The sequence below is a fragment of the Asanoa sp. NPDC049475 genome, assembly GCF_040676915.1.
In the GTDB taxonomy this organism is placed as follows: Bacteria; Actinomycetota; Actinomycetes; order Mycobacteriales; family Micromonosporaceae; genus Asanoa.
In genome coordinates this window covers 752398-773067 of record NZ_JBFAPY010000001.1, presented here as the reverse complement: position 1 = coordinate 773067, position 20670 = coordinate 752398, and the positions used below count along the sequence as shown (strand labels likewise).

The window sequence follows — 20670 nt, the reverse complement described above, 5'->3', positions numbered from 1 at the left end:
TCGTGCGTGCGCAGATTCTCTGCCCGGCCGGCGGTCGCGCTGCTCGCCACGGTGTGCCTGCTGGCGGGCGGTTGCTCCGCGGGCGGCCGGGAGGGCTCCGACGCGCGGGTGACGCTGTCCGTGTTCTGGTGGGGTGACCAGGACCGGGCCGAGCGCACCGAGGCCGCGCTGAAGCTCTACTCGAACCGGCACCCCGGCACCACGTTCAAGGTCACCTGGCAGGGTGAGGCCGGCTACTACGACCGGCTGGCCACCCAGGGGGTCGGCGGCAACGCCCCGGACATCTTCCAGATCGACGACACCCGGTTGGCCGAGTACGCGAACCGCGGCCTGCTGCTCGACCTGAGCGACCCGGTCGCCCGGGGCCAGATCGACGTGACCCGGTTCCCCCCGGGGCTCGCCGACTACGGCACCGTCGGCGGCAAGGTGGTCGGAGTGGCCGCCGGCGCCGAGACCTCGGCGCTGGTCTACAACCGGACGCTGGTCAAGGAGCTCGGTGTGGCCGAGCCGAAGACCGGGATGACCTATCCCCAGCTCCTGTCCTGGGCGGCCCGCGTGACCCGGGAGAGCGGCGGAAGGGTGACCGGCCTCGCGGACGCCTCGGGTGACCTGGACGCGTTCTGGATGTGGCTGCGCGCCCAGGGCCGCGAGCTCTACCAGGGCAACGGCCCCGGCTTCGGCAAGGAAGACGTGGTGCGCTGGTTCACGCTGTGGCAGGAGGCGCGCTGGGACGACGCCACCGCAGGGTCGGGTGGCTCACGCGCTCTGGTCGACGGGCGGGTCGCGGCCGCGTTCAGCTCGTCGGGCAAGTTCGCCGGCTTGCAGGCCGGCACCGACGACCAGCTCGCGCTGGTCGCCTGCCCGGGCGACACCCGTGGCCAGTGGGCGCGGGCCAACTACTACTGGGCCGGCTTCCGCGGCACCCGGGAGGCCGGCGCCGTGGCCGACGTGGTCGACTTCCTCGCCAACGACCCGCAGGCCGGCCGCGCGCTCGGTGACGACCGGGGCTTCGCACCGAACCTCGAGGTGCGTGAGGCCAACGGCGCCGACCTCGCCGAGGGGCCGGTCCGCACCGCGCTCGGCTTCGAGAGCGCGATGAGCGCGCGGATCGGCCGGGCGCCGGCACCGCCGCCGCTGGCCCACACCGAGCTGCGCACCCTGCTGGCCGCATCGGCCGCCGCCGTGGCCAGCGAGAAGTCGACGCTCGACAAGGCGGCGGACGACTTCGCCCGCAAGTCGGCGACGGCCCTGGCGCGCTAGCGCCGCTTGCGGTTGCGGCTGATCAGCACCACCGCGAGCACGATGCCACCGACGACGACCAGGCAGCAGAGCAGGCCGGCGATGCCGAAGAAGCCGAAGCCACCGCCGCGCCGACGGCTGCGTGCGGCCTCGACGGCCACGTCGTAGGCGCCCGACGTGCTGGCCCACGCGATGGCGGGCACGAACACGGCGAGCGAGACGGTGGTGACGACGGCGCCGACCCGGGCGATCCACTTACGGACGAGTTCCATGCAGCCATCCTGCGGTGCGCGCGCAAGTCCCGCCGCCCGGGTCACGGGGCAGACAAGATCTATCGATCGTGACAACCTCTCGGAACGGTGGTCGCGTCCACCATTGCGAGCCCGCGCGCCGCAGCCGGGCCCGGGACGGGAGCGGGGATGTTCGGGCTGATCCTGCGTGCCATCGCCAGCCGTCGTGCCCCCGCGGTCACCCTGTTCCTGCTCACGGTCCTCTCCGCCGGTGCGGCCGCCGCCGCACCGCAGTACATCGCCACGACCACCCGCGACCTGGCCGCCGCGACGGCCGAGGCGGCGCCCGTCGACGCCCGCACGGTGACGCTGCGGCGCGACCTCGACCAGCGTGAGCTGCGGCCCGACGCGGTGGAGCACGCGGAGCGGGAGGTCGGTGACGCGCTCGGCCTGTCCGAGCTCACCGTGCACGGCAGCTTCCAGGTCAACGGCTCGATCGTGGACAACGGCAGCAGCACCAACCTGCTGCTCGCGTACCGCACCGGCTTCTGCGACCAGGTCGTCCTCGACGGCGCCTGCCCGAGCCGACCGGGCGAGGTGGCGGTCGACGAGGCGACGTCCCGACGGTTCGGGGTCAAGCCCGGCGACCGGCTGGCGTACGCGCCCGGCTTCGAGAAGGACCCGTTCACGGTGTCGGGCGTCTACCGGATCACCGATCCGTTCTCCGACTACTGGGGCGCCTCGCGGCTACCCATCTCCGGCACGCCGCAGCTCGCCCCGATCCTGACCACGCCGGAGACCATCGTCGCCGCCAACCCGCAGGCCAGCACCCTGGTCGTCGACGCGGTGGCCGGGCGGGACCTCTTCGCGCACGTCCCACCCCTGACCGTGCGCGACCGGATCGTCAAAGCCACGCCGGTGCTCGGCCAGCGGGGCTACGAGCAGCAGACCCCGCTGCGGGTCCTCGCGGTCAACATCTACAACAGCCAGCTCGACATCGTGTACGCGGTGCCGATCAGCCTGGTCGAGCTGCTCGCCTTCTGCTGGATCGCGCTGTTCCTGGCGGTGCGCCACGGCGCGTTGGAGCGCCACCGCGACGTCGGCCTGCTCAAGCTGCGCGGCACCGCCCGGGCACGGATCCTGACCCTGACCCTGGGCCAGAGCGGGGTGCCCATGCTCGCCGGCGGCCTGGTCGGGCTCGCGGTCGCCCTCCCGCTGCGGTCCGGCGGCGGCATCGCGAACGCCCCGCCCATGACCACCGACCTGCTGTCCGCCGGCGCGGCGGTGGTGACCGTGCTCGGCGCGATCCTGGCCGCCGCCGTCGCCGAGCGGCGAGCGCTGGCCGCGCCGGTCGCGCTGCTGATGCGGGCCGTGCCGCCCCGGCGTTCCGGCTGGCGCTACGGCGCGGTCGACGGGGTCCTGGTCATCCTCGCCCTGGCCGGTGCCTACGAGGCCTGGTCGTACGCCAGCCGCGACCCCGCCCCGGGCGTCGCGCAACAGAGCACCTGGCTGGCCCTGCTCGCCCCGGCGCTGCTGGCGTTCGCGCTCGGCGTGGTGCTGGCCCGGTTCGTCGGTCCGGTGGCCGCCGAGGTGGGCCGCCGGGCGCTGCGGGCCGGACGCCTCGGCGTCGCCTTCACCGCCACCGAGCTCGCCCGCCGGCCCGCGGTGCCCCGGCTCACCGCGCTGCTGACCGCGGCCGTCACGCTGTTCTGCGTCGCGGTGACCACATCGGACACCACCGCCAGGTCCGGCGAGGAACGGGCGGCCACCGAGATCGGCGCCGACCGGGTCCTGCGGGTGTCCGCGCCCAACCGGGCCACCCTGCTCGCCGCGACCCGCGCGATCGACCCGCGAGGTCGGTCCCTGATGGCCGTCGTCGCGTCGCCCCAGGTCGGGGTGCTGGCCGTCGACGCGACCCGGTTGGCCGCCGTCGCGCGCTGGCGTGGCGAGTACGGCGGCGCCGACGTCGCGGCGGTGGCTGCCCGGCTGCGTCCCCAGCGGCCGGAGCCGCTGACCGTCACGGGCTCCGAGCTGACGCTGAGCGCGGCGGCGCTGCGCGGCGGAGCCACCGTGGTGGCCACCTTCCAGGCCGCCGATGGCGCGGCGGTCAGGATCGACTTCGGTTTGGTCACCGGCGGCCCCGCCGACTACCGGCAGCCGGCACAGGGCTGCGCGGCCGGTTGCAAGCTGGTCTCGTTCGAGATCGTCGGAGTGGGCGTGGTCTCCGCGGGCGAGCGCCCGATCGGGGATCCGCCACCGGAATATCCCGCGCCCGACGCGGTGCTGTTCTCGGCGTTGCGGGGGACAGCCGGCGGGATCGACCCGCCGGCGTTCGCCGACCGGTCCCGCTGGCGCACCGCGATCGGTGGCGGCCAGGTCCCCCCGGCACTGTCGGTGACCCCGGAGGGACTCGTGATCACGCCCGACGAGCCGGTCAACAGCGACCCTATGGTGTTCGTCGACGAGAGCCCCGAACGGCTGCCCGCCATCGCCGCCGGCGTCAAGCAGGCCGAGTTCGCCGCCGCCGACCCGCACCTCCAAGCGTTCCCGGGCAGCGTCGTCCCGATCGCCGTGGCCGGAGGCGCGCACACGGTTCCCCTCGTCGGGCGGGACGCGACGCTCGTCGACCTGGAGACCGCCGACGTGATGACCGGCGACCTCGGCGGCGGAGAGTCGATGCAGGTGTGGACGACCGACGCCGCACCCGCCGACCTCGTCGACCGGCTCGCCGAGCACCACGTCGAGACGTACGGCACCGGCACCATCGCCGAGCAGGCCGAGCGGTACTCGCGTCAGGCCCCGCCGTCGACGATCCGGTTCCAGCTCGTCGCCGCCGCCCTCATGGTGCTGCTGGCCGCCGGGGCGCTCGGCGTGATCGTGGCGGTCGAGCGCCGGCCGCGCGGCACCGAGCTCGCCGCGCTGCGCCACCAGGGACTGAGCGCCCGCACCGCGCGGCGGGCGATGTTCGGCGGCTACCTGGTCGTGGCGGCCGTCGCGCTGGTCGCCGGGCTGGTGGCCGCGCTGCCGGCCCGCACCATCCTGGCGGCGCCGCTGTCGACCTTCCCGGACCGCTGGGACGTGCTGCCGGCGCCGGCCGCGCTGCGGCCCGGCCCGCTGTTCCTCGCGGCCGCCGCGGCCGCCGTGGTGTTCGCCCTGGTCGTGATGCTGGCTTCCGGCCGGTCACGGCGCGACGGTGGGGAGTCGACATGATCGGCGTGATCGTCGACCTGCTCCGGGCCGCCCGGCGCCGCACCGGCGTGCTGGTGCTGCTCGGCGCGTTGCCGGTGGCCGCGGCGGTGGCCGGTCCGGCCTACGTCGACGCCGCGCAACGGGCGATCGTGGCCAGCGAGGTGGCCGCGGCCAAGCCGAACGAGACGGTGCTGAGTTTCGTACCCACGCTTCAAGGGCCTGAGCTCGGCGACGCTTTCGAGCACCTCGGCGCGACCGAGTTCGCGACACCCGGGTTCGACCTCCACTTCTCCACCGCGTTCGACGTCGCGCCGCGCACGGCCAACCTCGCGTGGAAGCTGTCGTACCGCGACGACGTCTGCGCGCACGTGACGTTCGACGCCGGGCGCTGCCCCAGCGGCCGGGGCGAGGTGATGATCGGCTTCCACTCCGCCGCGCAGCTCGACGCCGGCGTCGGCGACGCGATCTCGTTCCGCCAGTCGCGGTTCGACTCCGTCGACGGCGCGCCCCAGGTCGTCCGGCTCGCGAAGGGGGTGCCGCTGTCCATCGTCGGTGTCTACCGGCCGACGGACCCCACCGAGTCCTACTGGGGATCGGTGCCGCCGTTCCCGCCCGGCCTGTTCACGGACCCCACGGTGGTCACCAAAGCCACGTTCAGCCAGGTCGGTGTGGAGCCGATGTTCGGCTCGCGGGCCACCTCGAGGCTCTTCGGGAAGCTGGAGGTGCCGGAGTCCCAGGCGTACGACCTGGTCGCCGACCCTGACCGGCTGAGCGTCGACTGGGTGAATGCCTACCCGGCCGAGCTCGACCGCATGAAAGCCGCGGCGTCCGGGATCCAGGCCACCTTCGTCGTAGGCACAGATCCGCTGCTGAGCCGGATCGAACAGAGCCGTTCGGCGGTGCGCTCGCTCGTCCCGTGGCTGGCCATGACGGTCGTGCCGCTGTGCTGGTTCGTGATCTTCCTGGCCGCGGCGTCCGGCGCCGAGGGCCGGCGCAGCGAGTTGGGCCAGGTCGCGGTGCGCGGCCTCCCGCTGCCGTACCGCTGGTGGCTGGCCGCCGGCCCGGACGCCATCGCGGTGCTGGCCGGCGCGCCGCTTGGCTGGGTGGTCGGCCAGTTCGTCGGCGGATACGCCGTGCCCGGCGGCGGCGCCGACCTGCGCCTGGGTTCGGCGCTGAGCCGCTTCGCGGCCGTGGCCGTCCTCGGCGCCGTGCTGGCCGTCGTGTTCGCATACCGGCCCGTGGTCACCGGACGCGCCATCGACCTGGTGCGCAAGGTGACGCGGCAGGGCGGGGCCTGGCGGTCGGTCACCGTCGACGCCATGGTGGTCGCCCTGGCGGCGTTCGCGGTGGTCGAGGCACGCGCGGCCGAAGGCCCCGTCCGGGGCGGCCTCGCGACCCTCGCACCGGTGTTGGTGATCCTCGCCGGCGCCCTGCTCGCCGGTAGGTTGCTCGCTCCGGCCGCCCGGCGGGTGGGTCGCCGGGCGCTGTCCGCCGGCCGGCTGGCCGGCGCGTTGAGCGGCATCGAGCTGTCCCGCCGGTCGGCACCACGCCGGGCCGTGACACTCGCCGTGCTCGGCGCCGCGCTGCTCTGCTTCACCGTGTTCGCGGTCGACGCGGGTCACACCGCCCGGGCCGAGCGCGCCAACATCGAGGTCGGCGCGGCCCGCGTCTTCGACGTCAACCCGGTCAGCGGAGGCAGGCTGCGGGCGGCGGTGCGCGCCGCCGACGGCGAAGGACGCTGGGCGATGGCCGCCGTCATCATGCCCGCGACCGGCTCCGGGCCGCCGACGGTCGCGGCCGACACGGAGCGGCTCTCGACGGTCGCCTGGCCCGGGTCTGTGCCTGCCGACCTGCTGAGCCGGCTGCGGCCCCCGGTGGCGCCGTCCATCCCGGTGACCGGCAACCGGGTCCAGGTGGACGCGACCGTGGAGATGCCCACGTTCGATCCGGCCCGCGACAAGTTCCGGGAGGGCAGAGAGCCAGAGCTTCGGATCATCGTGCAGCCGCCCGGCGAGGGCGAGCGCTCCGTGGCGCTCGGCGACATCCAGCTCGGTCGCCACGGCTACACCGGCAACCTGCCCGAGTGCGGGTCCGGGTGCCGGCTGGTCGCCCTGGAGGTCGAACCGGTGCCCACCGCGGTCCACCTGACGGTGCACGAGATCACCCAGCTCCAGCCCGACCAGGTGGTGGCCGGTGCCGGCGTGCTCGACGATCCGGCCCGCTGGCGAGCGACCACCGAGGACCGCAGCACGTCGACCGCACCCAAGCTGGCCGCCGGAGGCGGCAAGGTCACCGTCGAGATGGCACCCAGCGACGCGCCCCAACGCCTGATCGTGGCGGACGTGACCGAGGTGCTGCCGATCCTGCGGACCGTCTCGGCCACCGCACGCGAGACGGACACCGGCTGGGCGGTCGCCTCGCCCGGCCGCACCGAGCCGGCACCCGCGACCGCGATCGGCGCACTGCCGACGCTGCCCGGTGTCGGCGCCTCCGGCCTGCTGGTCGACCTCGACTATCTCGACCGCGCCGCACCGATGGGCGAGGGCGCGGCGCCGCAGGTCTGGATCGGCCCGGACGCGCCCGCCGACGCGGTCTCCCGGCTGGCCGATGCGGGCCTGATCGTGCTGGGCGAGACCGCGGCGGCCGACCAGGCCGAATACGAGGACCGGGCCGGCGCCGCGCTCGCCGCCCGCTACGAGCTGGTCACCGCCGGCTTCGCGGTCCTGCTGGTGCTGCTGGGCCTGGGTCTGGTCGCGGCGGTCGAACGCGCCGACCGCTCGGCCCGCGGCCGCGTGCTGCGCGCGCAGGGCGTGGCCGCACGGACGCTTCGCGCCGCCACCCGGCTGCTCGGCCTCTGGCCGGTCCTCCTCGGCGTCCTCCTCGGCCCGTTGCTCGCCCTGGCGGCCTGGGCGCTCGCCGGGCAGGCTACCCCGGTCTTCCTCGACGCGGGTTGGCCGATGGCGCTGCCGGTCCTGCCGGACCTGGTGACGCTCGGGCTGGTCTGGGCCGGCTGCGCGGTGCTCCTCGTGCTCGCGCTCGTCGGGCAGCGGCGCCGGGAGCGATTCTGACGATCACGAATGCCGCTCCGATGGCATAGGTTGACGACGTGACGACCTCGTTGCCCGACTCGCCCGGCGCGCTGGCCGACCAGCTGGCGGCCACCGGCTACCTCGCCGACGACGGGCTCGCGACCGCGGGCTTCCTGGCGATGAAGCTCGGGCGACCGCTGTTCCTCGAGGGCGAGGCCGGCGTGGGCAAGACCTCGTTCGCGCAGGCACTGGCCGCGGCCACCGGAGCGACCTTCGTCCGGCTCCAGTGCTACGAGGGTCTCGACGCGGCGCAGGCGCTCTACGACTGGGACTTCCCGCGCCAGATCCTGCACCTGCGGGCCGCCGAGGCGGCCGCGACGGCGGCGGCCACCGCCACCGGCACGCCGGTCGACGCGGCCGCGATCGAGGCGGGCCTCTACGACCGGCGCTTCCTGATCGCCCGGCCGCTGCTGCGCGCGCTGGAGGAGAGCCCGTGCGTGCTGCTCGTCGACGAGGTCGACCGGGCCGACGACGAGTTCGAGGCGTTCCTGCTGGAGGTCCTCGCGGAAGCGGCGATCACCGTGCCCGAGCTCGGCCGCATCGCCGCCGAGACGCCGCCGCTCACGGTGCTGACCAGCAACCGCACGCGCGAGGTGCACGACGCGCTCAAGCGCCGCTGTCTCTACCACTGGGTGGAGCATCCGGCCTTCGACCGGGAGGTGGCGATCCTGCGGGAACGGCTGCCCGAGGTCACCGAGCGGCTGGCCGCCGAGGTCGCCACCGCCGCGGGCCGGATGCGCGAGCTCGACCTGATCAAACCGCCGGGCGTGGCCGAGTCGATCGACTGGGCCGGCGCTCTGGTCGCGCTGGGCGCCCGCGCGCTCGATCCCGACCTCGCCGCCGCCACGTTGGGCGCGGTCCTCAAGTACCGCGAGGACGTCGCGCGGGTCCAGGCGACCGGACTGTCCAACCTGGTCGTCAGCAGGCAATGACTCTCGATGTGACCGCGCTGCTGGTCGGGTTCGCGCGGACGCTCCGGCACGCCGGCGTCGACGCCGGCCCCGACCGGGTGCAGACGACGGTGCGCGCGGTCGACGCCCTCGGCGCGGTTACCGCCGACAGCATCTACTGGGCCGGCCGGCAGACGCTCTGCGCCGAGCCGGACGACCTGGCGATCTACGACGCGGCGTTCGTCGCGTACTTCGGCGGGCACCGGCCGGCCGGAGCGACGATCATGAACCCGACACCGGCGCTGCCGAGCGTCGCGGCGCCGTACACGTCGGGTCCGCCGGGTGCGGCAGCCGACGGGGAACCGCAGATCCTCGGCCTGTCCGCGAGCACCGTCGAGATCCTGCGCCAGCGCGACTTCGCCCTGCTCACCCCGCTCGAACGCGACGAGGTGCGGCGGCTGCTGGCGCTGCTCGGCCCGCGGACCGCACTGCGCCGCAGCCGTCGCCGCCGTCCGGCCGGCAGTGGCGACGTCGATCCGACCCGGACGGTGCGCGCGGCGCTGCGGCACGGCGGCGAGCCGACCCGGTTGGCCAGGCGGCGCCGCGGTCACCGCCCCCGGCGCCTCGTGCTGCTGCTCGACGTGTCCGGCTCGATGAGCCCGTACGCGGATGCCCTGCTGCGTTTCGCACACGCCGCCGTGCGTCGGCGCCCGGCCGGCACCGAGGTGTTCACGCTCGGCACCCGGCTGACCCGGATCACCCGCGCGCTGCGCCACCGCGACCCGGACGCGGCCCTGCACGCCGCGTCGGTGGCCATCCCGGACTGGCACGGCGGCACCCGCCTGGCCGACGCGCTCAAGGCCTTTCTGGACCGGTGGGGCCAGCGCGGCACCGCCCGCGGCGCGGTCGTCGTGGTGTTCAGCGACGGTTGGGAGCGCGGCGACCCCGCCGCCCTGGCCGCGCAGACGCACCGGCTGGCCCGCCTCGCGTACCGGCTGGTCTGGGTCAACCCCCACCGCGGCAAGGCCGGCTTCGCACCGCTGGCCGGCGGGATGGCTGCGGCTTTGCCCCATCTCGACGAGTTCGTCGCGGGGCACACGCTCGACGCCCTCGACGAACTGGTGCGCGTCATCGCGAAATAACGTGGTCCATTTCACACCCGACCCTTGCGGTGCCGGGCACGAAGGGATTGGCTGAGGTCAACTCATCCCCCAGTGAGGTGGGAGGCTTGATGACCCGGGTATCCATGAAGGTCGACGGCGTTGACTACGAGGACGACGTCGAGCCGCGCACCCTGCTCGTCCATCACCTACGCGAACGCCTCGGCAAGGTTGGCACCGTCGTCGGTTGCGACACCAGCAACTGTGGCGCGTGCACCGTGCTGATGAGCGACGCCGACGGAAACCAGCAGGGTGTCAAGAGTTGTTCCGTCCTGGCCGTCCAGGCCGCCGATCGCGAGCTCACCACCATCGAAGGGCTTTCCGGCCCCGACAACACGCTGCACCCCGTCCAGCGGGCCTTCCACGAAGCGCACGGACTCCAGTGCGGCTTCTGCACGCCCGGCATGATCATGGCCGCGGTCGACCTGCTGAAGGAGAACGTCGACCCCACCGAGCAGGAGATCCGCGAAGGCCTGGAGGGCAACCTCTGCCGGTGCACCGGCTACCAGAACATCGTGCGCGCGGTACGGGCGGCCAGCGAGGAGATCCGCCGCGGCGGTGGCGACGCCGAGCCGGCCCCACCCTCGCAGCGGGCCGGCGAGGACCAGACGCCCGACTCGGGCCTGCCCCGTCAGGACGTGCCCGACGAGACCATCCCGCAGCCGGTGCCGTGAGGGAGAACCGATGACCACCACCGAGATCGGCAGTCCCCGGCGACGCAAGGAAGATGCCCGGCTGATCACCGGTCGCACCACCTGGACGGAGAACGTCACCCTGCCCGGGATGCTGCACCTGGCCATCCTGCGCAGCCCGATGGCGCACGCCCGGATCACCAGCATCGACGTGTCACCGGCCCTTGCGACCAAGGGCGTGGTCGCCGCCTTCTCCGGCCGCGACGTGGCCGACGTGCAGGGCTCGCTGCCCTGCGCCTGGCCGGTGACCGAAGACATGGTGCACCCCGACCGGCCGCCCATCGCGGTCGACGAGGTGCGCTTCATGGGCGAGGCGGTCGCCGTGGTCGCGGCTCGGTCGCGGGCGGCGGCGCTCGACGCCATCGCGGCGATCGAGGTCGACTACGAGCCGCTGCCGGCCGTGCTCGACATGGAGCAGGCCATCGCCGAGGGCGCCGACCTGGTCCACGCCGACAAGGGCACCAACAAGGGCTACACGTGGGTGTTCGACTCGGCCGAGGCGGGCACCGGAGGCGACGCCGGCGCGGCGATCGACGACGGCGAGGTGGTCATCCGCCGCCGCTACGTGCAGCAGCGGCTGATTCCCGCGTTCATGGAGCCGCGCAGCGTGGTCGTCGACCCGACCAGCGACGTCTACACGATCTGGTCGGCCACCCAGATTCCGCACATCCTGCGGTTCCTGGTGTCCGCGGTGACCGGCACGCCGGAGCACAAGGTTCGCGTGATCGCACCCGACGTGGGTGGTGGCTTCGGCGGCAAGCTCCAGGTCACGCCCGAGGAGCTGATCGCGTTCGTCGCCGCCAAACGGCTCGGCCGGCCGGTGAAATACACCGAGTCCCGGTCCGAGAGCCTGGTCTCGGCCCACCACGGCCGCGACGTCATCCAGGACCTCGAGCTCGCCGCGCGACGCGACGGCACGGTCACCGGACTGCGGGTCAAGCTGCTGGCCAACATGGGCGCCTACATGGGCCTCGTCGGCCCGGGCGTGCCGATCCTCGGCGCGTTCATGTACAACGCTATCTACAAGTTCCCCGCCTACCGCTTCGAGTGCAGCGGGATCTTCACCAACACCACGATCACCGACGCCTACCGCGGTGCGGGCCGGCCCGAAGCCACGTACGCGATCGAGCGGATCATGGACGAGCTCGCGGTCGAGCTCGAGATGGACCCGCTGGAGGTGCGGCGGCGCAACTGGATCAACGCCGAGGAGTTCCCGTTCACCACGGTGGCCGGCCTGGCTTATGACTCCGGCGACTACGCGAAGGCCACCGACCGGGCCAAGGAGCTGTTCGGCTACGACGAGCTGCGCCAGGAGCAGCAGGCCCGCCGCGACACCGGCGACAGCGTGCAGCTCGGCATCGGCATCTCGACCTACACCGAGATGTGCGGCCTCGCGCCGTCCCGGGTGCTGGGCGCGCTGCGCTACGGCGCGGGCGGTTGGGAGACGGCGAGCGTACGCATGCTCCCCAGCGGCCGGGTCGAGGTGGTCACCGGCACCTCGCCGCACGGTCAGGGGCACGAGACGGCGTGGAGCCAGATCGTCGCCGACCAGCTCGGCGTCGGCTTCGACGACATCGAGGTGCTGCACGGCGACACCCGCACCTCCTACAAGGGGCTCGACACCTACGGTTCGCGATCGCTCGCGGTCGGCGGCATCGCGCTCTACAACGCCTGCCAGAAGGTGATCGACAAGGCGAAGCCGATCGCCGCGCACATGCTCGAGTGCGACCCGGCCGACCTGGAATTCACCGGCGGCCAGTTCCGCGTGCGCGGCAACCCGGACGGCGGCCGCAGCCTCGCCGACTGCGCCCTGGCCGTCTTCGCGGCGCACGACCTGCCGGACGGCATCGAGCCGACGCTCGACGCGGACGCGGTCTACGACCCGGTCAACTTCTCGTTCCCGCACGGCACCCACCTGTGCGCGACGGAGGTCGACACCGAGACCGGCCGCGTGACCATCCGCAAATACGTGGCCGTCGACGACATCGGCCGGGTGATCAACCCGCTGATCGTCGAGGGCCAGGTGCACGGAGGCATCGCGCAGGGCATCGCACAGGCCCTGTTCGAAGAGGCCGTCTACGACGCCGACGGCAACCTGATGACCGGCACGTTCGTCGACTACACGCTGCCGACGGCGGCCGACCTGCCGGAGTTCGTCACCGACCGCACCGAGAGCCCGGCTCCGGACCATCCACTAGGGACGAAGGGCGTCGGCGAGGCCGGCACCATCGCCTCGACACCCGCGGTCGTCAACGCGATCGTCGACGCGCTGCGCCCGATGGGTGTCAACGACATCGCGATGCCGTGCACGCCGGAGCGGGTCTGGCGGGCCATCCAGGGAGGTGCGGCATGATCCCACCGTCGTTCGACTACGCCGCGCCGACCACGGTCGACGAGGCGGTCTCGACCCTGGGCGCCGCAGGCGAGGACGCCAAGGTGATCGCGGGCGGGCAGAGCCTGATCCCGTTGCTGCGCATGCGGTTCGCGGCACCGAGCACGCTGGTCGACCTCGGCGGCATCGCCGAGCTACGCCAGATCCGTGACGACGGCGACGCCCTGGTCATCGGCGCGATGGTCACCCACGCGACGGTGCTGCGCGACCCGCTGGTCAACGAACACCTGCCGCTGCTGGCTCAGGCCACCGGGACGGTGGCTGACCGGCAGGTGCGCCAACGCGGCACGTTCGCGGGCTCGCTGGCCCACGCCGACCCGGCCGGCGACCTGCCGGCGGTGGCGCTCGTGCTCGGCGCTTCGATGGAGATCGCCGGTCCCGTCGGCCGCCGCGTCGTGCCGGCGAGCGAGTTCTTCGTCGACTACCTGACGAGCGCCGTCGCGCCCGACGAGGTCCTGGTCTCGGTGCGCGTGCCGAAGCAGGGCGCCTGGGTGGGCAGCTACCAGAAGTTCAACCGCGTCGCGCAGGGCTGGGCCCTGGTCGGCGTGGCGGCCATGGTCCGGCGTGACAACGGCTCGATCGCCGAGGCCCGCGTCGGACTCACCAACATGGCCTCGACACCGTTGCGGGCGACCGCCACGGAAGAGGCGCTGGCCGGCGCCGACAGCCGCGAGGCGATCGGCGCCGCGGCGGCACGGGTGGCCGACGGCACGAACCCGAGCGACGACCTGCTGGGCAGCGCCGACTACCGGCGCCACCTGGCCGGCGTGCTCACCCGGCGCGCGCTGGCCGGCCTGGGCTGAACTGACCGGCGGAGGGGCCCCTACTCGGGGTCTCTCCGCTGGCTGAAGCGGACCATGTTGCCGGACGGGTCGCGGAACGCGCAGTCGCGCACCCCGTACGGCTGGTCGATCGGCTCCTGCAGCACCTCGGCGCCGGACGCACGGACCTGCTCGAAGGCCGCGTCGCAGTCGTCGGTGTCGAAGATCAGCGCACTCAGCGCGCCCTTGGCCATCAGCTCGCGCAGGGCCGGCTGGTCGGCCGGTGCCTTCGAGGCGATCGTGTCCAGCCCGATCTCGATGGCGGGCTGGCCCGGGGCGCCGACGGTCAGCCAGCGCCAGGGCATGCCCCAGTCGGTCATGTCGACGTCGTTGCGCACCTCGAGACCCAACACGTCGCGATAGAACGCGAGCGTCTTCTCCTGGTCGTCGACGGTGACGAAGCAGTGCGAAAGCGAGAGGTTCATGCCACCGACGCTAGGCCGAAGCCGCGGCGGCGCGCTTCTCCGTTCGTGCTCGTGTCGGCCGCGTCAGCCGTTTGGCGAAACAGGCCGGCACCGCCGCGAGTGGCGCGTGGTCCCGCGTCTTGTACGCCGACGGGCTCTCGCCGACGAGCTCGGTGAACCGTGCGCTGAACGAGCCCAGTGAGGTCGCACCGACGGCCACGCAGACCTCGGTGACCGACAGGTCCCCGCGGCGCAGCAGCGCCTGGGCGCGCTCGATCCGCCTGGTCATCAGGTACTGGTACGGCGACTCGCCGAACGCCGCCTTGAACCGCCGCGAGAAGTGCGACGGCGACATCAGGGCCGCCCGCGCGAGTGCCGGCACGTCGAGCGGGCGCGCGTACTCCCGGTCGATCATGTCTCGTGACCGGCGCAGAAGCACCAGGTCATCCGGGTTCACGACGCGAGCCGGGTACGCGGCCCCGCGCGCAGCACCCCCGAGGGAAGCTCGCGACCGACCACCCGCTGGGCCAGCGCCGCCGCCTCGATCAGCGCCTCGAGGTCGATGCCGGTGTCGATGCCCATGTCCTCGAGCATGTGCACCACCTCCTCGGTGGCGACGTTGCCGGTCGCGCCCGGGGCGTACGGGCAGCCGCCCAACCCGCCGACGCTCGCGTCGAACTCGGTGATGCCCAGGTCCATCGCGGTCAGGATGTTGGCCAACGCCGTACCCCGGGTGTTGTGGAAGTGCAGCAGCACCGGGATGTCCGGCTGGCGCTCGCGGACCAGGGTGAGCACGTCGGTGACCCGCCGCGGGGTGGCCATGCCGGTGGTGTCGCCGAACGCGATCCGGTCGGCGCCGTCGGCCACCACCCGGTCGACGATGTCGGCGACCCGCTTCGGGTCGACGTCGCCCTCGAACGGGCAGCCGAAGCTGGTCGCGATGATCACCTCAGCGCTGGCTCCGGCGCCGTGCAGCTCGTCGATCAGCGCGGCGATGTCGTCCAGCGACTCGCCCGTCGAGCGGTTGACGTTGCGCTTGTTGTGCGTGTCGCTGGCCGAGACGACCACCTCGACCTCGGTGAACCCGGCGGCCAGGGCACGCTGCGCACCGCGCGAGTTGGGCACCAGCGCCGAATACCGGACGGCCGGCGACTTGCGTACCCGCGCCCACACCTGGTCGGCGTCGGCCATCTGGGGTATCGCCTTGGGGTGCACGAACGAGACCGCTTCGATCCGCCGTACGCCCGTGCCGGACAGCGCGTCCAGCAGCTCGATCTTGGCCGCGGTGGGCACCGGATCCTCGTTCTGGAGGCCATCTCGGGGTGCGACCTCGCGGATCGATACAGAGCCGGGCAACGGGTTCATGAAGCCAGAATAAGTCGCGTTCGGGTTGCGGGATCCGGCGACGGAGGGTTACGTGGGTCATGGACGGCCGCAGACCCGCCTGCCGTGAGGAACGGCCCTGTCAGTTGCGGTCTCAACTTCTCCCCTGCCGCATATCTGGAGGGTTTCACCATGCTCGCAGTGACTGACAACGCCGTAGCGGTCATCCGTGACCTCACCGGCCAGCAGAACCTGCCGGACGGCGCCGGCGTGCGCATCGCGTCCGACCCGACGCAGGGCGCGCTGACGATGAGCCTGGCCACGTCGCCGCAGGAAGGCGACCAGGTCGTCGACCAGTCCGGCGCCCGGCTGTTCCTGGACGGCGAAGCGGCCCGGGTGCTCGACGACAAATCGCTCGACGCCGCGGTCGACGCCAACGGCGCGGTGCAGTTCGAGGTGGCCGAGCAGCTCAGCTAGCTCGGCCAGTGGGGCGGCCGGCGCAGGCCCTTGGGCAGCGCCGTCGCCCCGTCGCCTTTCGCGGAGTCGATCTGGGCGCGCGTGAGGAACAGCGCGGTGCGCAGCTGGGCGCCGCGTAGGTCGGCGTCGCGCAGGTCGGCACCGATCAGGTCGGCCCAGCCCAGGTCCGCGCCGCGCAGGTCGGCGCCGATGAGATAGGCGCCCCGCAGGTTGGCTGCCCGCAGGTCGGTGCGCCGCAGGTCCTTGCCCACCAGGTCAGCGCCCCGATGCTCGCGGCGCGGGCCGGGTGCCTTCGCCCGCACGGCCGCGCTCGCCCGCAGCAGCAGGTCGCCGACGGCCGCCCAGAGCGGTGCGGGGTCCAGCTTTGCCAGGTCTTCCGCGCTCCCCTCGGTCAGCCCGAGCGTCCGCTGTCGTGCGTCGGTCAGTGCGGTGCGCTGTTTCGGCGGCAGCTTCAACTCGAGCGCCGCGGTCAGGTACCAGAGCAGCTCGTGCAGCTCGCGCATGACCGGGAACGCGCTGAACATCGACGGGGCGAGGTCAGGCCGGTCGTGCCAGTCGGCGCCGGCGAAGGTCGCCTGGGTGAGGTGCTGGCCCGCGCCGAAGCAGTCGTAGACCGTGCAGCCGCGGAACCCTTCGGTGCGCAGCTTGGCGTGGATCCCGCAACGCGAGTCTTCGCCGAGGTTCGGGCACGGCGTGCGGGCCGGCTTGTCGATGGCGAAGTCGACGGATCGGGCGAACGCGGGGACCACGCAGCAGAGGCCCACGCACCGACCGCAGTCGGCGACCAGTTCCAAGGTCATTCCAGCGCCCGCCGGTCGTACGCGGCCCGGGCCGCGGCGATCTCCGCGCGGTGCCGCTCGGCCCAGGTCGTCAACGTGACCAGCGCGTCGTAGATCTCCCGGGACAGGTCCGTCGCCAGGTATTCGACGCGCGGCGGGACGGTCGGAAACACGGTGCGCGTCAGCAGGCCGTCGCGTTCGAGGTTTCTGAGGGTGAGTGCGAGCATCCGCCGGCTGATCCCGGCGATGGACCGCTCGAGCTCGGTGAACCGCACCGGCCCCTGTGCCGCGGCCAGGATGATCGCGATGCTCCACTTGCCGCCGACCCGGTCGAGCACCTCTCGCGCGGTGCACTCCTCGGTCATGCCTCTATGTTCACAGAGCCCGGCCGCCAGTTACAACTCGTGCACCAAGGCGGTTTCGGGGTTTTGCACACTTGTACAATCTCCGCATGGGAAACCGGGAGAGCCTGATCGCCGGGGCCAAGGCGTGCCTGCACGACATCGGCTACACCCGCACGACGGCCCGCGACATCGCCACGGCCGCCGGCGTCTCGTTGGCGGCGATCGGCTACCACTTCGGCTCGACCCGAGAGCTGCTCAACCAGGCCCTGATGGAGGCGCTGGCGGAGTGGGGCGCCGAGCTCGCGACCACGCTGCGGGCCACCGACGGGTCCGCCGAGGCGGTCTGGGCCGCGGTCATCGCCTCGGTGCGCTCGCAGCGGCCGCTCTGGACGACCCAGTTCGAGCTGGCGGGTCAGGTCGACCGGCTGCCGGAGATCCACGAGTTCCTGGTCGCCGGGCAGCGCCAGGGCCGCGCCGAGCTGGCCGGATTGCTCGGTGAGGGCGCCGACGGCGAGGAGGCTCGGCTGCTCGGCGGGTTGGCGCAGGCGCTGCTGGCCGGCTTGGCCATCCAGTGGCTGGTCGATCCCGATGGCGCGCTCACCGCGGCTGACCTTGGCGCGGCGCTGAAGCTGGCCGCCGCGAAGTCCTGATCACACCGACCTCAATGACCCCGACGCTCCCGGACCCGGCGATAGATCGCCCACGCGATCAACGCGGCCACCACAACCGCCGCGACAGCGATCGCGGCCCACTTCCCCACCGCGTCCTCGATCATCGAGTAGGAGTTGCCAGCCAGATAGCCCAGCAGCACCGACCCGGCACCCCAGACCAGACCGCCCGCCGCGTTGTAGGCCAGGAACCTCCGGTAGTGCATGTGCGAGGCCCCGGCCAGGAACGGCACGAACGCGCGCAGGAACGCGATGAACCGGCCGAAGAAGACCGCCGGCCCGCCGCGCCGCGCTAAGAACGAGCGGGCCGACTCCACTTGTTTCTCACGTTTCTGGAGCCACTTCACCCGCAGCAGCCGGTATCCCCACCGCGAGCCGATCTCGTAGCCCACCGTGTCTCCGAGAATCGCCGCGGCCACCACGATCACGGACATCCAGAGCACGGAGACGTGGCCGAGGCTGGCCGCGACGCCGCCGAGGATCGCGGCCGTCTCGCCCGGCAGGATGAAGCCGAAGAACAACGCGTCTTCGGCGAACACCACCAGGCCGACGATCACGTACACGAGGATGGCCCGCTGGTCGACAAGGCTGTTGAGCAGATCGCTCACCCAGCGATCTTACGCGGCGTGATCGAGCACTCACGTGAAAGCCGACGCGATGCGGGTAGACCTTAATCGTTAAGGATCACCGAGGAGGAATCGTGACCGAACCACTAGTCCGACCCGAGGTGCCACCGTCCGGTGCCGGCTGCGCGGAATGCCTGGCCAGTGGCGGTTGGTGGCTGCACCTACGGCGTTGCGCCACGTGCGGCCAGATCGGCTGCTGCGACAACTCGCCCGCCCAGCACGCCACCGCGCACGCCACCGGCGACGGGCACTCGATCATCCAGTCGTTCGAACCCGGCGAGGACTGGTTCTACGACTACCGCACCAACGAGTTCCTCGAGGGTCCGGAGCTGGCCGGGCCGGACAGCCATCCGCTCGACCAGCCGGTGCCCGGACCCAAGGGCCAGGTCCCCAAGGACTGGCAGCGCCACCTGCACACTTAGGGCTCAGCTGACCAGCGCGCGAGCAGCCGCGGCGATGTGGTCCGCGTCGATCTCCTCCGCCGCGAGCTGCTCCGCGGTCGAGCCCGACCCCGGCAGGTCACGCACCGCGAGGTGGGTGAAGCGCAGAGCCGGCGACCCGGCCGCGAGCAGCGCCTCGGCGACCGCCGACCCCAGCCCGCCCTCGGGATGGTGGTCCTCGGCGACGATGATCCGGCCGTCGGTGGCGGCCACGGCCTCGCTGAGGGTCGCGGTGTCGACCGGCTTGACCGAGTACAGGTCGATCACCCGCGCGGCGATGCCCTCCGACGACAACAGCTCGGCCGCGGCCAGGCACTCGTGCAGGGTGACCCCGGCGCCCACCAGGGTGACGGCGTCGTCCGGCCCCGACCGCAGCACCTTGCTGCCACCGACCGGGAAGCTCTCCTCGGCGTCGTAGAGCACCGGGTATGCGCCCCGGGTCGTCCGCAGGTAGCTGACCCCGTCGAGCTCGACCATCGCCTCCACGAGCACCGCCGTGCTGACCGCGTCGCTCGGGTAGAGCACCGTCGAGCCCTGCACCGCCCGCAGCATCGCCAGGTCCTCGAGCGCCATCTGCGACGGCCCGTCGGCCCCGATCTCCACTCCGGCGTGCGAGCCGACCAGCCGGATGTCGGCACGCGAGATGGAAGCCATGCGGATGAAGTCGTACGCCCTGGACAGGAACGCGGCGAACGTCGACGCGAACGGGATGTAGTGCCGCACGCTCAGCCCCACGGCCGCGGCGATCATCTGCTGCTCGGCGATGTACATCTCGAAGAACCGGTCACCGAAGGCCTTCGCGAACTCCTCCGAGTACGTCGAGTTGCCGACCTCGCCGTCCAGCGCGACGATCCGCGTGTTCCCGCCGCCCAGCGCGGTCAGCGCGTCCCCGTACGCCCGGCGGGTGGCCACCTTGTCCCCGACCGTGTACTGGGGCAGCGCCGGCGCCGTGCCGCCCTGCACGGATCGCGAGACCGGCGCTTCGTCGGCCGGCATCGGCCCACGCACGACCAGATCGCTCCCGCCACCGAGCTCCCGGATCGCCCGCTCCGCCATCTCCTTCGGCAGCGGCTTGCCGTGCCAGCCCTCCATGTTCTCCACCTCGCTGAAGCCGCGCCCCTTGAGGGTACGGGCGAGGATCACGGTCGGGCGGTCGTCCGTGCGGTCGGTCGCCGAGCGGTAGGCCTCGTCGATCTCCTCGAGGTCGTGCCCGTCGATCACCAGCACCCGGGCGCCGAACGCCGAAGCCCGGCGGGCGTACGCGTCGAGGTCCCATTGCAGTTCGGTCGGTCCGCTCTGGCCGAGCCGGTTGACGTCGACGATCGCCACGAGGTTGGCCAGCCGGTAGTAGGCGGCCTTGTCGAGCGCCTCCCACATCGAGCCCTCGGCCATCTCACTGTCGCCGCAGAGGACCCACACGCGGTACGGCACCTCGTCGAGGTAGCGCCCGGCCAGCGCGACGCCGACGCCGTCCGGCAGGCCCTGGCCGAGCGAGCCGGTGGCCACGTCGACCCAGGGCAGCACCGGCGTCGGATGGCCCTGCAGCCGCTGCCCGAACCTGCGGTAGCCCGACATCAGCTCCTCGTCCGAGACCACGCCCGTCGCCTTGTAGACGGAGTACAGCAGCGGCGACGCGTGCCCCTTGGAGAAGATCAGGTGGTCGTTGGCGTCGTTCGCCGGGTTGTCCCAGTCGTAGCGCAGGTGCCGGGTGACCAGCACGGCGAGCAGGTCGGCGGCCGACATGCTCGACGTGGGGTGGCCGGATCCGGCGCTGGTGCTGGTCCGCACCGAGTCGACCCGGAGCTGCCGGGCCACGTCACGGGCGGTGGACAGGTCGGCGATGGTCGCAGTGCTGGTCACGATGTCCCCTTCGCGGCGAAAATTCTCCGTTCTGGGCCGCATACCCC

At 72.8% G+C, this 20670-nt stretch carries 19 protein-coding genes; 11 read left to right on the top strand and 8 right to left on the bottom strand.

Features of this window, described 5'->3' with window-relative positions; genetic code table 11:
* The first annotated feature begins 6 nt into the window (after positions 1 to 6).
* Complete coding sequence (locus tag AB0J88_RS03675) at positions 7 to 1260, top strand: ABC transporter substrate-binding protein (RefSeq protein WP_364357759.1); 1254 nt, start codon at positions 7 to 9, stop codon at positions 1258 to 1260.
* Here AB0J88_RS03675 and AB0J88_RS03670 read toward each other — a convergent pair.
* Positions 1257 to 1511 (bottom strand): hypothetical protein, encoded by a 255-nt coding sequence (locus AB0J88_RS03670; protein WP_364357762.1) that lies wholly within the window; start codon positions 1509 to 1511, stop codon positions 1257 to 1259. The genes AB0J88_RS03675 and AB0J88_RS03670 overlap by 4 nt on opposite strands.
* 147 nt (positions 1512 to 1658) lie before the next feature.
* Between AB0J88_RS03670 and AB0J88_RS03665 the strand changes: the two genes are divergently transcribed.
* From AB0J88_RS03665 to AB0J88_RS03635, 7 genes are all read left to right on the top strand, one after another.
* Positions 1659 to 4679: an FtsX-like permease family protein gene (locus tag AB0J88_RS03665; protein ID WP_364357765.1), complete on the top strand. Its 3021-nt coding sequence runs from the start codon at positions 1659 to 1661 to the stop codon at positions 4677 to 4679.
* Positions 4676 to 7726: a hypothetical protein gene (locus AB0J88_RS03660; protein WP_364357768.1), complete on the top strand. Its 3051-nt coding sequence runs from the start codon at positions 4676 to 4678 to the stop codon at positions 7724 to 7726. Before AB0J88_RS03665 ends, AB0J88_RS03660 begins: the two co-directional genes overlap by 4 nt.
* A 38-nt stretch (positions 7727 to 7764) precedes the next feature.
* The gene (locus tag AB0J88_RS03655; RefSeq protein ID WP_364357771.1) at positions 7765 to 8679 is read left to right on the top strand and encodes a MoxR family ATPase; all 915 of its coding nucleotides are present in this window, start codon (positions 7765 to 7767) and stop codon (positions 8677 to 8679) included.
* Positions 8676 to 9779: a VWA domain-containing protein gene (locus AB0J88_RS03650; RefSeq protein ID WP_364357774.1), complete on the top strand. Its 1104-nt coding sequence runs from the start codon at positions 8676 to 8678 to the stop codon at positions 9777 to 9779. The genes AB0J88_RS03655 and AB0J88_RS03650 overlap by 4 nt, the downstream gene beginning before the upstream one ends.
* Positions 9780 to 9868: 89 nt before the next feature.
* On the top strand, positions 9869 to 10471 hold the full coding sequence (locus tag AB0J88_RS03645) for a (2Fe-2S)-binding protein (RefSeq protein WP_364357777.1): 603 nt from the start codon (positions 9869 to 9871) through the stop codon (positions 10469 to 10471).
* A gap of 10 nt (positions 10472 to 10481) precedes the next feature.
* Entirely contained in the window at positions 10482 to 12842 is a 2361-nt protein-coding gene (locus tag AB0J88_RS03640; protein ID WP_364357780.1) for a xanthine dehydrogenase family protein molybdopterin-binding subunit, read from the top strand.
* Positions 12839 to 13684 (top strand): xanthine dehydrogenase family protein subunit M, encoded by an 846-nt coding sequence (locus AB0J88_RS03635; protein ID WP_364357783.1) that lies wholly within the window; start codon positions 12839 to 12841, stop codon positions 13682 to 13684. Before AB0J88_RS03640 ends, AB0J88_RS03635 begins: the two co-directional genes overlap by 4 nt.
* 20 nt (positions 13685 to 13704) lie before the next feature.
* On the opposite strand, the gene AB0J88_RS03630 is transcribed toward AB0J88_RS03635, so the two are convergent.
* From AB0J88_RS03630 to AB0J88_RS03620, 3 genes are read right to left on the bottom strand one after another with little or no spacing between them, the layout of a single operon-like run.
* Entirely contained in the window at positions 13705 to 14127 is a 423-nt protein-coding gene (locus AB0J88_RS03630; protein WP_364357786.1) for a VOC family protein, read from the bottom strand.
* 10 nt (positions 14128 to 14137) lie between these two features.
* Entirely contained in the window at positions 14138 to 14521 is a 384-nt protein-coding gene (locus AB0J88_RS03625) for a helix-turn-helix transcriptional regulator (RefSeq protein ID WP_364357922.1), read from the bottom strand.
* Between the two features lie 38 nt (positions 14522 to 14559).
* Complete coding sequence (locus AB0J88_RS03620; RefSeq protein WP_364357925.1) at positions 14560 to 15462, bottom strand: hydroxymethylglutaryl-CoA lyase; 903 nt, start codon at positions 15460 to 15462, stop codon at positions 14560 to 14562.
* A 159-nt stretch (positions 15463 to 15621) separates the two neighbouring features.
* On the opposite strand from AB0J88_RS03620, the gene AB0J88_RS03615 reads away from it, so the two are divergent.
* Positions 15622 to 15906, top strand: coding sequence for an adhesin (locus AB0J88_RS03615; protein WP_089246950.1), 285 nt, complete (start codon positions 15622 to 15624; stop codon positions 15904 to 15906).
* On the opposite strand, the gene AB0J88_RS03610 is transcribed toward AB0J88_RS03615, so the two are convergent.
* Both AB0J88_RS03610 and AB0J88_RS03605 read right to left on the bottom strand, forming a co-directional pair.
* Positions 15903 to 16706, bottom strand: a complete 804-nt coding sequence (locus AB0J88_RS03610) for a pentapeptide repeat-containing protein (protein ID WP_364357789.1) — start codon at positions 16704 to 16706, stop codon at positions 15903 to 15905. The two genes, AB0J88_RS03615 and AB0J88_RS03610, sit on opposite strands and share 4 nt — an antisense overlap.
* On the bottom strand, positions 16703 to 17050 hold the full coding sequence (locus AB0J88_RS03605; RefSeq protein ID WP_364357792.1) for a helix-turn-helix domain-containing protein: 348 nt from the start codon (positions 17048 to 17050) through the stop codon (positions 16703 to 16705). Before AB0J88_RS03605 ends, AB0J88_RS03610 begins: the two co-directional genes overlap by 4 nt.
* Positions 17051 to 17136: 86 nt before the next feature.
* Between AB0J88_RS03605 and AB0J88_RS03600 the strand changes: the two genes are divergently transcribed.
* On the top strand, positions 17137 to 17679 hold the full coding sequence (locus AB0J88_RS03600; protein WP_364357794.1) for a helix-turn-helix domain-containing protein: 543 nt from the start codon (positions 17137 to 17139) through the stop codon (positions 17677 to 17679).
* Positions 17680 to 17690: 11 nt separating this feature from the next.
* Here the strand turns inward: AB0J88_RS03600 and AB0J88_RS03595 are convergent, their stop codons facing one another.
* Positions 17691 to 18305: a DedA family protein gene (locus AB0J88_RS03595; RefSeq protein ID WP_364357796.1), complete on the bottom strand. Its 615-nt coding sequence runs from the start codon at positions 18303 to 18305 to the stop codon at positions 17691 to 17693.
* Between the two features lie 92 nt (positions 18306 to 18397).
* Between AB0J88_RS03595 and AB0J88_RS03590 the strand changes: the two genes are divergently transcribed.
* Entirely contained in the window at positions 18398 to 18745 is a 348-nt protein-coding gene (locus AB0J88_RS03590) for a UBP-type zinc finger domain-containing protein (protein ID WP_364357799.1), read from the top strand.
* Positions 18746 to 18748: 3 nt separating this feature from the next.
* Here the strand turns inward: AB0J88_RS03590 and AB0J88_RS03585 are convergent, their stop codons facing one another.
* Positions 18749 to 20623 (bottom strand): transketolase, encoded by a 1875-nt coding sequence (locus AB0J88_RS03585; RefSeq protein WP_364357802.1) that lies wholly within the window; start codon positions 20621 to 20623, stop codon positions 18749 to 18751.
* Between the last annotated feature and the right edge of the window lie 47 nt (positions 20624 to 20670).